Here is a 12,798-nt window from a genome sequence, read left to right as displayed (position 1 = left end):
TTCGCCGTAGAGTGTTTTCCATCTGGCTGGAACAGCAACTTGCCCGCGGACCACGGCCGCCGAGAAACCCAGAACAATCAGGATTGCCCCGAGCTCGTTCCGATTCGCGAACGATCACGAATTGGGGAGCATGTTTTTATAATGCGGAATGTTCTTACAATTAACCCTGTGGCATGGTAGATTTGTTCGCAACTGCACCATATCATCTTGACTTGAATGCCGCGACCGTAGATGACGACAATCGGGGCCTCGAGGTAACTGAAGGAATATCGGGATGGATTACGAGACCAAGCCGTCCAACGGGAACGCACTTTCCAGCGATCGCAAATCTTGGGAAACGCCCACCTTCGAGCGCTATGACCTGAATCGCGAGACGCAGGGGAAATACAGGACGCTGACTGAATTCACGTCCACGACAGGCCCGGCGTCCTGACGCTTCGCCCGATCTGACGTTCGATCACCGGCTGGATGCGTATGCCTGCGCCGGTAACTGTCGTCGAATCGCGATATTATCGGATATCCGGCTTGCGCGTGCAGTCGGATATCTCGTTATACGGCAGTATCGAGGACAGCGGCAGCGAGCCTGCCGATCTTTATATTCGACTTGGCAGCGTTCCCGCTGCTCTGGATGGCGCGGTCCTGATTGGGCCGAACTGGCAGTCCGCCCCTCCCTCGTTTCTGGTCGAAGTGCCCGGGGTCGTTCGCTTCCTGGTGACGTCCGGAACTGATATCGTCGTCGAACCGGTTGCCGGCGTAGCGCTGGACGATGCGGCGATCTTCATCATCGGAACGGCGACCGCGATCGCCCTTTATCAGCGGGGCGCGCTGCTCCTGCACGCATCTGCAGTGGCCTCCAACGGCAATGTTTTCGCCTTCAGCGGCGCCTCGGGTGCAGGCAAGTCCACCCTCGCAGCGTTGCTCTGTCTGCACGGCGGCTGCGAAATCGTGAGCGACGACGTTTCCGCTCTGGATCTTGGCGGTGCCTTTCCCGTTCTTCAGGCGGATGGGCGCAGGTTCCGCTTGTGGGAGGATGTGATCGACTGGATGGACGTGGCCGATCACCGTCGCAAGGCGGTGCGCAGCCAGATCCACAAATTCCATGTCGAGCTTCCGGCACAGCGTGCGGAAACCGTGCTCCCGCTCCGTGGCATCTATCTTCTCGAATCCCTGCCGGAGCGTGCCGATCCCATCATCGAGCTGTTGTCCCCCGGGAAAGCTGCGGTCATGCTCGATCACCAGCGCTATCGCCGCCTTCTCGCCAACCAGATCAACGATGTCTCTCAGCGATTCGCGCTGATGGCGGAGCTTGTCGATCGCGTGCCCGTCTACGTCTTTCGTCGTTCGGTCGCCGTTGCTGACAATGCGCGCAGCGTCGCCTGCCTGAAGGCGCATTGGGAATCGCTGGTGTGACATCGTCGGGCGGGCCGGATGGTCCCGTGTGGATCGCGTCCTACATGAAGTCGGGCAACACCTGGATGCGCCTGATGATGATGCATCTCCTGAAACCCGAAGCCGCGCAGTGGACGCCGGATCAGCATATCACCGTCGGAACAGGGCCCTTGCCGCGCAGCATCATCGACGAGGCATCGTTGATCGAAACCTCGCTGCTGACCGCCGAGGAGCAGGACTTGTTGCGGCCCCGGCTTTGCGATGCGGAAGCGCGCGCCGAGGCTGATCGGTGTTTTTTCAAGAGCCACGACGCGTATCGCTTCAATCGCGAGGGCATTCCGGTCCACGGAGCCAGCGCGGGCCAGGTGGCGCTCTATCTGGTGCGGGATCCGCGCGATATTGCCGTGTCCCTCGCCACCTTCTGGAACTGGTCGCCGTGCAGGACGGTAGCTTTCATGAACGATCCGCAGGGTGACCTTCAGGGCATCCCCAGGCATTTTTCCAAGCAGATATTCCAGAAGACTCAGGACTGGAGCTCGCACGTGGCGAGCTGGCTCGACCAGGATGTGGTTCCGACGCTGCTCATCCGGTACGAGGATTTGCTGGCGTCACCGGCGGAATGGCTGACGCGCGCGCTGGAGTTCCTGAAGATCCGGGTCGCGCCCGGCGATGTCGAGCGCGCCATTGCCTTTACGGATTTCGCGCGGCTCCAGCGGGAAGAGCTGAAACATGGATTCTCGGAACGCTTCAAACCCGAAATCCCCTTCTTCCGGCGGGCCGAGCCCGGTGAAGGCCGCGCGCTGCTTGATAGCGATCTTGTGGACTCGCTCGAGCGCGCGCATGGTCTCATGATGGAAAGGCTGGGATATCCGCGCGGTCGCGAGGCAGCGGCCAGGACATCACCATAGGTGTCAGCTTCAATCTTCATACTTCGGGAAAGCATTTGATGATTCCGTCCGTTCCGATCGACGAGGCCATGGTTCTGCAACGTGGTCCAGGCACGCTTGGCGCCCCACTGGGTGACAAGTTGCTGATGCTGAGCGTGGAACAGGGAAGTTATTTCGAGCTGTCTCCCGTCACGCGGCGAATCTGGGAGCTTATCGAAACACCCCGGACCTTGGCCGACCTTATCGATTGCCTGACCGGGGAGTACGATGTCGATCCGGAGGTCTGCCGCGCCGAAGTCCGGGCGGTAATCGAGCATCTGGCCGGCGAGAATCTTGTCAGCATTGCCTGAAGTCGGCCCTGAAACCGGCCGGCGGACGACCTGTTCATAGATACTCGTTCAGTATCCGCGAAAATGCTGTCCGGCCAAGGGGGCCGTTGAGCAGCTGAAGATGCAGGGCGAGCCAGCCGGAATTGGCCTCGATCAACAGGGGGCCCTCGGAAGTAAGGGCGATGTCCCAGCCGAGAAAGACGAACCGGCCAAACCCGGTTTCGTGAGCGCGAACCGCGAGGGCCAGACTTTCCGGCCAGAAGGGTAGCGTCCTTCCTATTATCTCTGCGTTCGTATCGGGATGTCGCGTGATGTCCACAGCGCCGTTGCGAAAGTCCAGGGCTTTGGTCAGCATGCCATGGTCCATATCGATGGCGCAGCCGATGCCGGAGACGGACGTGATCCGATCGCCGCTGGGCAGATACAGCATCGCGGCCACAGCTGCCGCGCGGCGCTCGCGATCGATGCCCGTGATGATCCGCAGGCTGGCAAGCGCGCCATTGCTGATATCGGCTATTGCCGCATGGTTCAGGAGCCTTGGCTGGACGATGCAGTCGGTGCCGCCGACATGCTGGGCGAATTTGTCGGCGGCGACTGGCGGGCCATTGGCGTTGCGATAGGAATCGTCGGTACGCTGCCACAGCGCGGCGCCGTCGCCGCCATGGCCGGTGAGGGTCTTCACCCACAGTTCGGGCACGTCGGGAACGAACGGCGCCGCCGGTGTCACGTGGAGGCCGTCCCGGAACGCTGCCAGGGTGGGTATGGAGGCCAGTCCGTGGGTCTCGCAGATGCTGGCGAAGCGCGCCTTGTCCCTGACGGCCTGTTCCTCCGCGCCGCGCCGCGCGTTCAGCGCCGCGAGCGCACGCAGGTCAGGCCAGAAGACGAACTGGAGCAGGTCCGGGCGAGAATCCGGCTGGTCGAGGCGGTAGGCACGATATTCGAATGGCGGCACGTTGCGCGTCATCGCCAGCCACCAGGCGTCAACGACGCGACGCAGGCGTCCGGGCCGTGCATCCTGCCGCTGGACCCTGATCGCCGTTGCCAGCGCGCCCACAGGCCATGACAGGACCATGGCGGCGAACACGAATGGACGAAGGAGCCGGCGTCGTTTCGGCAGATAGCTCGGCCCGGTGAGCCGTCTGAGCCGTGCCGTGGGCGTGGGGGCGGGGCCTGGCAGAAACGGAAAGCCATATTGGCCATAGGCGCCCAGCGCCGCGAAGGCGCGACGGAAGCCACTCACCATTGCGACGGACGGCTATGCGGTACGACGACCCGTGACTGAACCGGTGTCTTTCCAGTCCGATCGGGAATCGCGACTTTTGCACCGTTCTCATGCGACATCGAACTCATCGTGATCGAATACTCGATCCGGCGTGGGAAGCCATGTCCGATAACGGCCTCGCGGCGCTTCACTGATGTCTCGTGAAAGGAGCGCCGGTAGGCGAACGATCAGTTCCGTGAGGGATAGAGGCCTTCGAGCGCGATGCAAAAATTGAAGGTCAGGAAAGGTTGCCGGTTCTCATGGCCCTGGCCACCGCCAACCGGGCCGATTGACTGAGGCGCCATCGTCACGTCGGGCGTGCCGCTGTTCGTCCACGCGCTATAGGACACACCTGTCGGAAAGCTCCCGGACGGAGGTATCAGCGGGCGCGAGACATAGGCATTCGGACTAGGCGTTACGGTCATGGAGGCCGGGGGAGCGGTCGCGGCGACAGCTTGGTGGGTGTGATTGGCCATCTGATTGTAGTTCAGCGTGACCGAACTCGTCCCGAGCTTCTCGGCCACCGCGACGGTGGCCGGCATGCCCGTCGCAACCCAGGCCGGAGCAGGGTTGCCCGCGTCCATCGGCGACATGCTGCGCAAATCGGGCAGCGTGAACATCTGCTGCGTATAGGGGCCATAGAGACCGGCAATAATGGCGAAGAGGGCCTGCGCCTGGAGGATCGGCATCTGCTGGCCGTCGCACAGCGCCCAGCCGCGGGGAGCGTAAGTACACGCCCAGCCACGAATTTCGCCGATAAATGGATCACTCATCGTATTGGACCCCTTCAGATGGGAAATATACCCTGGATGCAGATGATGTAGTTCACTGCCATTGTCGGCATCAGGTTGGCGTGCGGTTGACTTCCGCCCTCGCTGGATAGCGCGGTCGCCGCCAAATTTCGGGCTACGAAGCCCGTAGCACCGGAATTGACATATTCCGGCACGCTGCTCGGCGCCGCGAAGACATTGCCTGCCGGGGTGAGGGCGCTCGCCGCTTGTTTGGATGCCGTGAGCGGATGGGTATGTGACGGCATCTGCGCCTCTGTCACGGTAACCTGCGCGACACCGAAGGTCTGCCCCAATACATAATTATTGGGTGACCCAGAGGCCTGGCCCGTCCCGCAAACGAGCAGCCCGCGGAGGTCCGGAAGGTTGAAGGTGGTTATCCCGTCACCGCCATAGGTCGTGCCGAGTAGCGTGTAGAGAGCCTCGTTGCCGGTAACCGGCAGTGATTGGCCGGCGCACAGGGCCCAGCCGCGTGGCGCGTAGATGCTGGCAAACAGGCGGATTTCGCCGATATAGGGATCCATTATTGCGTTCCTCGCTGTCCGCTCAGTTCCTGGATGGGAAGAAGCCCGTGACGCAGATGCACCAGTTCATCGCCATGGTCGGCTGGCGATTCTCATGTGCCTGCCCACCGCCTTCGGCGACAACCGACCCGGCGTTGAGCAGCGTGGTTGTCCCGGTGCCGGTGGGTAGCGGGCCATATATCTGTGGCGGCGATGGTGACCCGGCCGTCCCGTTCGGTGCCACAGCGGAGGGAAAGCCGTTCACCGGGATGGGAACGGTCCCATTGGCGTTGAACGCCCCCACCTGATGGCTGTGCGTGGGAATCTGATTGACGGTGAGGGCCACGCTATTGGCCCCGCCCGCCATGCCCACCTGGTTGCAGTTGGGGTCAGCGGGGTTGAGATGGACCGGAACACGTCCGCGCATGTCCGGCAGCGCGAAGGTGGTCTTGCCATCGCCGCCGTACCGACTTCCGATCAGGGCAAACAAGGCCTGGTTCGACGTGACCTGGATGATCGTGCCGTCGCAGAGATGCCATCCAGTCGGTATCTTGCCGTACGGAAAGATTCGAATTTCGCTGAGCCAACTATCCGACATAGCAGTTCCCGTGATCGTCAACCCGATGCCACACGCGATCTGCCGGCTGGCCTGGAGCGTGTAGGGCGAGGTCAGAAAACCATGGTTCGCGGGCAAGGTCGATAGGCTCGGAGGCTCCAATCAGCCAACTGCGATCAGAACGGATTTAGTTCTTGCCGCGACATGGTGTGCCGGGATCTGAAAGAGGCTGAACACCTCTGGAATGGATGATATATTGGGGCATCGACAAGTGGAAATGGGGTGATGGACGCCATTTCGGGGCCCGTGGATGGCATTACCTCACGCTCGCTGAATTAATCGGCGAGGATGTCGCCGAGGGAAGCGGAGCCGCCAGCGCTTCGCACATTCGTTGAATTGGCGTGACGGTCGAATGTGGGAATGGGCGATCGTCGAACGCGGTTCCTATTCGTTCTTGCCTTTGCCGCCCGGGATGAAGCGGGCGACCTTGCTGCCGAGCTTCATCAAGGTGACCAGGGTCGGTTTGGGCAGGGTGCGGACCTGTTCGTACCAGCCGCCTAGCGTCGAGATGAACTCATGCATGCGCGTCACGCGCTCGCGGACATGGGGCGGGGCGGTCTTGTCGTTCTTCATCCGCTCGGACAGTTCGGCTAGCAGGGCGAGGGTCGGGTCGATCTCGCGACGCTTGCGTTCGGCGGTGATGCGCATCAGCATTTCCCACAGATCGGTCTCGGCGATGAAATGGTCGCGCCGGTCACCCTCGACATGGACCCGGCGGACGATGCCATACCCCTGCAATTCCTTGAGCCCGGTCGAGACGTTGGAGCGGGCGAGGCCAAGCGCTTCGACGATCGCCTCGGCATCGATCGGCCGGTCGGAGAGATAGAGCAGCGCATGGATCTGCGCGACCGACCGGTTGACGCCCCATTGAGTGCCCATCTCCCCCCAATGCAGGATGAAAGCCTTGACGTCGGGATGATCGGTGAGGGTCATGTGTTTCTCATTTCTGTAAAGACAGAAATACGAGATGTTGGGGGCTGCGTCAATGGGTGGGGTTCGTGCGTTGTGGCGGCCTGGCGGTCGACCAAATACTGCTTCGCCGGCGGAGGTCGGGGAAGAGAGAAAGAGAGGAGTGCAGCATGCTCGATCATATTGGTCTGGCGGTGACGGACCTGGCGAAGTCCCGCGCTTTTTACGAAGCGGCGCTTGAGCCGCTCGGTGTCCGCGTCCTCGAGGTTATCGACGAGAACGAGACCGGCGGCACCGCGGTGGTGATGGGCGACAGCGAGCAGTTTTTCGTGTTCGCCGACAATGAGCAACCGGGCGAGGGGACACATGTTGCGTTTCGCGCGGCCACCCGAGACCAAGTCGATGGCTTCTATCAGGCGGCGATGGCGGCGGGCGGCAAGGACAATGGCGCCCCCGGCATCAGGGCGCAGTATCATCCGAATTATTACGCGGCGTTCGTGCATGATCCGGACGGCATCAATGTCGAGGTGGTCTGCCACCTGCCCGGCTGAGGCGACGGATTGCGCGATCGGTCGCGGAGCGCGATACCGATGTCATGACCGAGACCAATGCAGCGCCGTTCCCGCATTTCTGGCTCTTTTCCGCGGCGACCATTGCGGGCGTGACGTTCTGGGCAGCGAGCCATCTTGGGATTTCCGGCTGGCTGTTCGTCGCCTGGAAGGGCGTATGCGTCGGGTTGCTGACGCTTTGCGCCGGCCTCGCCGCGCGCGACCGCAATGGCTGGCTGATCACCGCGGTGCTTGCGCTGGGGACGCTGGGGGACGTGGTCCTGGAGACATCCGGCATCGTTATCGGCGGGGTGGCTTTCCTGGCGGGACATCTGGTGTCGATCCTGCTCTATCTAACGAACCGCCGGAAGGAAGGCGGCACCGTGGCGATTGCGATCGCGCTGGCCGTCCCCGCTACAGCCTTCGCCATCACCCATGATATCGGCGCGACCTTCTATGCCGCAGGGCTGGGCGGGATGGCGGGTAGTGCCTGGTATAGCCGGTTTCCGCGGACCATCGTCGCAGCCGGTGCCCTGATGTTCGCTGCGTCGGACCTGCTGATCTTCGCCGAACTCGGGCCGCTGAAGGGCTCGATCGTGCCGGCCTTCACGATCTGGCCGCTTTATCTCGGCGGCCAGACACTGATCGCCTATGGCGTGCTGAGAACCCTCGAAGCGAGGAAGCGCAATGAAGATCTTCACCATCGGCTATGAAGGCACGACGATGGCCGACTTCCTCGCTGCGCTGAAAGGCGCGGGCGTGGAGCGGGTGATCGACGTCCGCGCCCTGCCGCTGTCGCGGCGGCCGGGCTTTTCCAAATCGTCGCTCGCCGCATCGCTGCTCGAGGCCGGGATCGGTTATGTCCATCTGAAGGCGCTCGGCACGCCCAAGCGGGGCCGGGATGCCGCGAAGAAGGGCGACCGCGAGACACTGGAAGAAGTCTATGCCGGGCAGCTCGAATTGCCCGAAGCGCAGGCCCAGGCAGCGCAGATGCTGGATCTTGCGGCGGAGAAGCCGAGTGCGCTGCTTTGCTTCGAGCGCGATCCGTGCGTGTGTCACCGCACCCTGTTGCTGGACGCGGTCGGCGGTGATGCCGAGATAATAGACCTGTTCGCCTGAACTCTGACTCGAAAGGATCAAGCATGATCGACCATATGGGCATCGCTGCGTCGGACTTCGATGCGTCCCGCCGCTTCTACGAAACATCTCTCGCGCCGCTCGGGATCGGGCTGGTGATGGAAGTGACGCCGGAAGAGAGCGGCGGCTATCACGGCCTTGGTCTGGGCAAGAATGGCAAGCCGTCCTTCTGGGTCGGCAATGGAGGACCCAAGGGTGCGGGCATGCATATCGCCTTCACCGCCGAAAGCCGGGCGCAGGTCGACGCGTTCTACGAAGCGGCAATGGCGAATGGCGGCAAGGACAATGGCGCGCCCGGCATCCGCGCGCATTATCATCCGAACTATTACGGTGCGTTCGTGATCGATCCCGATGGGATCAATGTAGAGGCGGTCTGTCACCGGCCGGAATAGGCAGCAGCGTCAACGCGCCGGAATGAAGGCGCTCGTATAGGGCGAACGCACGGTCCAGCCGAGCGCTGAATATAGCGCTTTGCCGTCCTCGGTGGCGACCAGCACCTGTTTCGACGCGGCATGGCGCCGTGCCGCGCCGAGGGTCGTCATCACCAAGATGCCGAGCCCGCGACGGCGGTGGGCCGGTTCGGTGACGATGCGGTCATAGACGAACAGGCCCTCCACCTCTGCGGCAAAGCCGCTTGCGGCGAGCTCGTCGTCACCGGTAACGATCCGGACGGCGGTAACGGCGCCGCTGCGGGACACGTCCACCCGATATCTCGCCTCGGGCCTTGCCGGGCCAACGATCTGTCGTTCGCAGGTCATCAGATAGCTGCCGCCCTGGATCCGCCATTGCGCGGGCACCAGCGCCCGCATTGTCGCCTCGGATCCGCAGAGCTTCAGGAAAACCAGGGGGGCGACAATAGACTCCGCCAGCGCACGCAACGGTTCACCCGCGTCCGCAAACACGAAGCGCCGCGCTTCGGTCGGGAGGTCGGTGTCGACCCGCCAGCCACCATGGTCCTCGACCGGCGGCGGCAGGCCGCGCGCCAGCGACCGCGCCGTCAGCCAGCCCTTCACGAGCAATGGATCGACCGGTGAGGATGGCGAGCTGTTCGTCACGCGTGCACGATCTCTATGATATCAAAGGGACGCAACCATTGGGTCGGCAGTTCATTGCCCTGCGCTGCCGCGGCGGTCAGCCCGCGACGGGAAGCTTCACTCTGCCGTCCTCGTCGCGCTCCATCGGGCCGTAGGCGATCACCGTTTCCAGCAGCAGGGGGCCGTAGATGTGCGGGAAGAGCTGGCCGCCACGCGACGGTTCCCATTTCAGCGTGTCGCCCTGCGCGTCGAGATCGATCGCGGCTATGTGCAGGTCGGGCTGGCCGGCGAAATGCTTGTCGATGGTTTCGTCGAGCTGTTCCGCGGTGGACAGGTGGATATAGCCATCGGTCAGGTCGATCGGCGCGCCGGCGAAGCTGCCGGTTTCGAGCACCGCCATCTGTTCGGCGGTCAGCACCTTGTAAGCGGTCGTTGGCGTCATGCGATTCCTTCCGGGCGCGGCGTGGATATCGGTAAAGCTATTCCCCTTCCGCTTGCGGGACGGGCCAGGGGAGGGCTTGTCCAATCATTCCGGCCGTTCGCTTAAGTTGACAGGCCCTCCCCCGACCCCTCCCGCCAGAGCGGGAGGGGAGAAGAGAGCGCGGCTTTCTCAGGCCTCGCCGCCATCGGCGAGGTCTTCGCCGGTGTCACCGTCCGGGGTCGGCTCGCCGGCGATGGGGCCGTCGGACAGATCGACCTCGGCCTCTTCCTCTGTTTCCTCGATGCGGGCGGCCGAGACGACATGCTCGTTCTTGCCGACGTCGAACAGCCTGACGCCCGCCGAGCCGCGGCCGATGACGCGCAGATCGCCGAGCGACATGCGGATCAGCTTGGCCTGATCGGTCACCAGCATGAGCTGATGGCCCTTCGATGCCGGGAAGCTCGCGACCACCGGGCCGTTGCGGGCGATGTTGTCGATATTGGTGATGCCCTGGCCGCCTCGACCCGTACGGCGATATTCGAAGGCGCTCGACAGCTTGCCGTATCCGTTCGAGCAGACCGTGAGGATGAACTGCTCGCGGCCCATGAGTTCTTCGAAACGGGCGTCGTCCATTACGCGCGGCGCGCGATCGGCTACCTCAGTGTTCTTCCAGGGGGCGTGGCGAAGATAATCGTCACGCTCGTCCTGGTCGCGGACACCCACCTTGTGCAGGATCGAGAGCGACATGACCTCATCGCCCGGTGCGAGCCTGATGCCGCGCACACCGGTGGAATTGCGGCTCTGGAACTCGCGGACCTCGTCACCCGCAAAGCGGATCGCCTTGCCCTGGCGGGTGGCCATCAGGACATCGTCGGCTTCGTCGAGCAGGGCGACGCCGATCAGACGATCGTCTTCATCCTCGCCCTCGAACTTCATCGCGATCTTGCCGTTCGACGGCACGTTGGTGAACGCATCCATCGAATTGCGGCGCACATTGCCTTTGGCGGTGGCGAACATGACGTGGAGCTTGCCCCACTCGGTCTCGTCTTCCGGCAATGCCAGCACGGTCGAGATCGTCTCGCCATCGGCCAGCGGCAGCAGGTTGATCATCGGCCGGCCGCGGGTGGCAGCGCCGCCCTCGGGCAGGCGCCAGACCTTCATGCGATAGACCTTGCCGAGGGTGGAGAAGAACAGCACCGGCGTGTGCGTCGAGGTGACGAACAGCTCGGTGATGATATCCTCTTCCTTGGTCGCCATGCCGGCGCGGCCCTTGCCGCCGCGGCGCTGGGCGCGGAAGGTGTCGAGGGTGGTGCGCTTGATATAGCCCTGCATGGTCACGGTGACGACCATGTCCTCGCGCTCGATCAGATCCTCGTCGTCGATGCCGTCGGCGGCGGCGGCGATCTCGGTCTTGCGCGGGGTGGCGAAGGCGAGGCGCACGGCGGCGAGCTCGTCCTTCATCACGCCGTAGAGCTTCACCCGATCGCCGAGGATCGAGAGCAGTTCGGTGATCGATTCGGCGAGCGTCTTGAGCTCGTCGCCGATCTCGTCGCGGCCGAGCGCGGTGAGGCGGTGCAGGCGCAGGTCGAGGATCGCGCGGACCTGGATGTCGGACAGGCGATAGACGTCGCCCTCGATCTCCTTTTCGACCGCCTCGACCAGCTTGATGTAGGGTGCGATCTCGGCGATCGGCCATTCGCGCGCCATCAGTGCGGCACGCGCGACGGGCGGGCTGGACGACCCGCGGATGATCTTGACCATCTCGTCGAGATTGGTCGTCGCGACGACCAGACCGAGCAAGATGTGGGCGCGCTCGCGGGCCTTGGCCAGCTCGAACTTCGAGCGGCGGGTGATGACCTCCTCGCGGAACTTGACGAAGGCCTCGATGATGTCGCGCAGGTTGAGCGTCTCGGGCCGGCCGCCGCGAATGGCGAGCATGTTGGCCGGGAAGCTCGACTGGGCCGGGGTGTGGCGCCAGAGCTGGTTGAGCACGACTTCGGCGGTCGCGTCGCGCTTCAGGTCGATGACGATCCGAACGCCGTGACGGTTGGATTCGTCGCGGATGTCCGAGATGCCCTCGATCCGCTTGTCCTTGGCGGCCTCGGCGATCTTCTCGACCAGGGCGTTCTTGCCGGTCTGATACGGGATCTCGGTGAGCACGATCGAGCGCTTGTCGTTACGCCCTTCCTCGACGACGTGGCGCGAGCGCACCATGATCGAGCCGCGGCCCTCATGATAGGCACCCTTGCAGCCGGCGCGGCCGAGGATGATGCCGCCGGTCGGGAAATCCGGACCGGGCACGATTTCCATCAGCTCGTCGATGGTGATCGCGTCGCCGCCGTCGAGCGAGCGCTCGATATAGGCCAGGCAGGCATCGACCACTTCGCCGAGATTGTGCGGCGGGATGTTGGTCGCCATGCCGACCGCGATGCCGCCGGCGCCGTTGACCAGGATGTTGGGGAAGCGCGCCGGGAGGACGGTCGGCTCTTCGCGGGACCCGTCATAGTTGGGTGCAAAGTCGACCGTGTCCTTCTCGATATCCTCGAGCAGGGCCATCGCCGCCTTGGTCAGCCGCGCCTCTGTATAGCGCATCGACGCAGGCATGTCCGGATCCATCGATCCGAAATTGCCCTGGCCGTCCATCAGCATGACGCGCATCGCCCAATCCTGGGCGAGGCGGGCGAGGGCCATGTAGATCGAGCTGTCGCCGTGCGGATGGTAATTGCCCATCACGTCGCCGACGATCTTGGCGCATTTGCGGTACGGCCGGCCGGGGACGAAGCCGCCCTCCTGGCTGGCAAACAGGATGCGGCGATGCACCGGTTTCAGCCCGTCGCGCACGTCCGGCAGCGCACGGCTGACGATCACGCTCATCGCATAATCGAGATAGCTCGAACGCATCTCGTCGACGATCGAGATCGGTGAAATATCGGAAGGGTCGGCGAGGATGGTCTCGTCGGTCAAGTTTTCGAATCT

Annotated in this window: 16 protein-coding genes; 8 read left to right on the top strand and 8 right to left on the bottom strand. The window is 63.4% G+C overall.

The features are described from left to right. Positions 1-274 precede the first annotated feature (274 nt). The 4 genes from AC1DT7_RS15635 (at position 275) to AC1DT7_RS15620 (ending at position 2,626) form a co-directional block, all read left to right on the top strand. Positions 275-433, top strand: coding sequence for a hypothetical protein (locus AC1DT7_RS15635; protein ID WP_478036957.1), 159 nt, complete (start codon positions 275-277; stop codon positions 431-433). A gap of 92 nt (positions 434-525) precedes the next feature. Next, the gene (locus AC1DT7_RS15630) at positions 526-1,410 is read left to right on the top strand and encodes a hypothetical protein (RefSeq protein WP_478036956.1); all 885 of its coding nucleotides are present in this window, start codon (positions 526-528) and stop codon (positions 1,408-1,410) included. Beyond that, positions 1,407-2,297 carry a sulfotransferase domain-containing protein gene (locus tag AC1DT7_RS15625; protein WP_478036955.1) on the top strand — a complete coding sequence of 297 codons (891 nt, stop codon included), beginning with the start codon at positions 1,407-1,409 and terminating at the stop codon, positions 2,295-2,297. The genes AC1DT7_RS15630 and AC1DT7_RS15625 overlap by 4 nt, the downstream gene beginning before the upstream one ends. Positions 2,298-2,335: 38 nt before the next feature. Continuing rightward, positions 2,336-2,626 carry a PqqD family peptide modification chaperone gene (locus AC1DT7_RS15620; protein WP_478036954.1) on the top strand — a complete coding sequence of 97 codons (291 nt, stop codon included), beginning with the start codon at positions 2,336-2,338 and terminating at the stop codon, positions 2,624-2,626. A gap of 34 nt (positions 2,627-2,660) precedes the next feature. Here AC1DT7_RS15620 and AC1DT7_RS15615 read toward each other — a convergent pair whose 3' ends face one another. The 5 genes from AC1DT7_RS15615 to AC1DT7_RS15595 form a co-directional block, all read right to left on the bottom strand. After that, on the bottom strand, positions 2,661-3,848 hold the full coding sequence (locus AC1DT7_RS15615) for a sugar-transfer associated ATP-grasp domain-containing protein (RefSeq protein ID WP_478036953.1): 1,188 nt from the start codon (positions 3,846-3,848) through the stop codon (positions 2,661-2,663). Positions 3,849-4,054: 206 nt separating this feature from the next. Beyond that, positions 4,055-4,639 (bottom strand): phage tail protein, encoded by a 585-nt coding sequence (locus AC1DT7_RS15610; protein ID WP_478036952.1) that lies wholly within the window; start codon positions 4,637-4,639, stop codon positions 4,055-4,057. Between the two features lie 14 nt (positions 4,640-4,653). Then, positions 4,654-5,178 carry a phage tail protein gene (locus AC1DT7_RS15605; protein ID WP_478036951.1) on the bottom strand — a complete coding sequence of 175 codons (525 nt, stop codon included), beginning with the start codon at positions 5,176-5,178 and terminating at the stop codon, positions 4,654-4,656. Positions 5,179-5,200: 22 nt separating this feature from the next. Then, positions 5,201-5,755: a phage tail protein gene (locus AC1DT7_RS15600; RefSeq protein ID WP_478036950.1), complete on the bottom strand. Its 555-nt coding sequence runs from the start codon at positions 5,753-5,755 to the stop codon at positions 5,201-5,203. Positions 5,756-6,157: 402 nt separating this feature from the next. Continuing rightward, on the bottom strand, positions 6,158-6,706 hold the full coding sequence (locus AC1DT7_RS15595) for a GbsR/MarR family transcriptional regulator (RefSeq protein ID WP_478036949.1): 549 nt from the start codon (positions 6,704-6,706) through the stop codon (positions 6,158-6,160). A gap of 146 nt (positions 6,707-6,852) precedes the next feature. Between AC1DT7_RS15595 and AC1DT7_RS15590 the strand changes: the two genes are divergently transcribed. From AC1DT7_RS15590 to AC1DT7_RS15575, 4 genes are read left to right on the top strand one after another with little or no spacing between them, the layout of a single operon-like run. Further along, a complete protein-coding gene (locus tag AC1DT7_RS15590) occupies positions 6,853-7,233 on the top strand; it encodes a VOC family protein (RefSeq protein WP_478036948.1) in 381 nt (126 codons plus the stop codon). Between the two features lie 44 nt (positions 7,234-7,277). Further along, the gene (locus AC1DT7_RS15585; protein ID WP_478036947.1) at positions 7,278-7,943 is read left to right on the top strand and encodes a lysoplasmalogenase family protein; all 666 of its coding nucleotides are present in this window, start codon (positions 7,278-7,280) and stop codon (positions 7,941-7,943) included. Further along, positions 7,918-8,349 (top strand): DUF488 domain-containing protein, encoded by a 432-nt coding sequence (locus AC1DT7_RS15580; protein ID WP_478036946.1) that lies wholly within the window; start codon positions 7,918-7,920, stop codon positions 8,347-8,349. Before AC1DT7_RS15585 ends, AC1DT7_RS15580 begins: the two co-directional genes overlap by 26 nt. Before the next feature lie 23 nt (positions 8,350-8,372). Next, positions 8,373-8,759 carry a VOC family protein gene (locus tag AC1DT7_RS15575; protein ID WP_478036945.1) on the top strand — a complete coding sequence of 129 codons (387 nt, stop codon included), beginning with the start codon at positions 8,373-8,375 and terminating at the stop codon, positions 8,757-8,759. Between the two features lie 9 nt (positions 8,760-8,768). Here the strand turns inward: AC1DT7_RS15575 and AC1DT7_RS15570 are convergent, their stop codons facing one another. The 3 genes from AC1DT7_RS15570 to gyrA form a co-directional block, all read right to left on the bottom strand. Then, positions 8,769-9,422, bottom strand: coding sequence for a GNAT family N-acetyltransferase (locus tag AC1DT7_RS15570; RefSeq protein ID WP_478036944.1), 654 nt, complete (start codon positions 9,420-9,422; stop codon positions 8,769-8,771). A 76-nt stretch (positions 9,423-9,498) separates the two neighbouring features. Then, positions 9,499-9,843: a DUF952 domain-containing protein gene (locus tag AC1DT7_RS15565; protein ID WP_478036943.1), complete on the bottom strand. Its 345-nt coding sequence runs from the start codon at positions 9,841-9,843 to the stop codon at positions 9,499-9,501. 168 nt (positions 9,844-10,011) lie between these two features. Beyond that, positions 10,012-12,786, bottom strand: coding sequence for a DNA gyrase subunit A (gyrA, locus tag AC1DT7_RS15560; RefSeq protein ID WP_478036942.1), 2,775 nt, complete (start codon positions 12,784-12,786; stop codon positions 10,012-10,014). Positions 12,787-12,798 lie beyond the last annotated feature (12 nt).

The sequence above is a fragment of the Sphingomonas sp. P3_C6 genome, from assembly GCF_056402595.1.
The sequence above is the reverse complement of the archived record's forward strand: the minus strand, read 5'-3'. Positions and strand labels throughout refer to the sequence as shown.

Excerpts from the sequence above, each read along its gene's own strand:
- AC1DT7_RS15580 (WP_478036946.1), top strand. The coding sequence starts at position 7,918 with ATGAAGATCTTCACCATCGGCTATGAAGGCACGACGATGGCCGACTTC.
- AC1DT7_RS15615 (WP_478036953.1), bottom strand. The coding sequence starts at position 3,848 with ATGGTGAGTGGCTTCCGTCGCGCCTTCGCGGCGCTGGGCGCCTATGGC.
- AC1DT7_RS15565 (WP_478036943.1), bottom strand. The coding sequence starts at position 9,843 with ATGACGCCAACGACCGCTTACAAGGTGCTGACCGCCGAACAGATGGCG.
- AC1DT7_RS15600 (WP_478036950.1), bottom strand. The coding sequence starts at position 5,755 with ATGTCGGATAGTTGGCTCAGCGAAATTCGAATCTTTCCGTACGGCAAG.
- AC1DT7_RS15610 (WP_478036952.1), bottom strand. The coding sequence starts at position 4,639 with ATGAGTGATCCATTTATCGGCGAAATTCGTGGCTGGGCGTGTACTTAC.
- AC1DT7_RS15635 (WP_478036957.1), top strand. The coding sequence starts at position 275 with ATGGATTACGAGACCAAGCCGTCCAACGGGAACGCACTTTCCAGCGAT.
- AC1DT7_RS15595 (WP_478036949.1), bottom strand. The coding sequence starts at position 6,706 with ATGACCCTCACCGATCATCCCGACGTCAAGGCTTTCATCCTGCATTGG.
- AC1DT7_RS15605 (WP_478036951.1), bottom strand. The coding sequence starts at position 5,178 with ATGGATCCCTATATCGGCGAAATCCGCCTGTTTGCCAGCATCTACGCG.
- AC1DT7_RS15585 (WP_478036947.1), top strand. The coding sequence starts at position 7,278 with ATGACCGAGACCAATGCAGCGCCGTTCCCGCATTTCTGGCTCTTTTCC.
- AC1DT7_RS15620 (WP_478036954.1), top strand. The coding sequence starts at position 2,336 with ATGATTCCGTCCGTTCCGATCGACGAGGCCATGGTTCTGCAACGTGGT.
- AC1DT7_RS15575 (WP_478036945.1), top strand. The coding sequence starts at position 8,373 with ATGATCGACCATATGGGCATCGCTGCGTCGGACTTCGATGCGTCCCGC.
- AC1DT7_RS15590 (WP_478036948.1), top strand. The coding sequence starts at position 6,853 with ATGCTCGATCATATTGGTCTGGCGGTGACGGACCTGGCGAAGTCCCGC.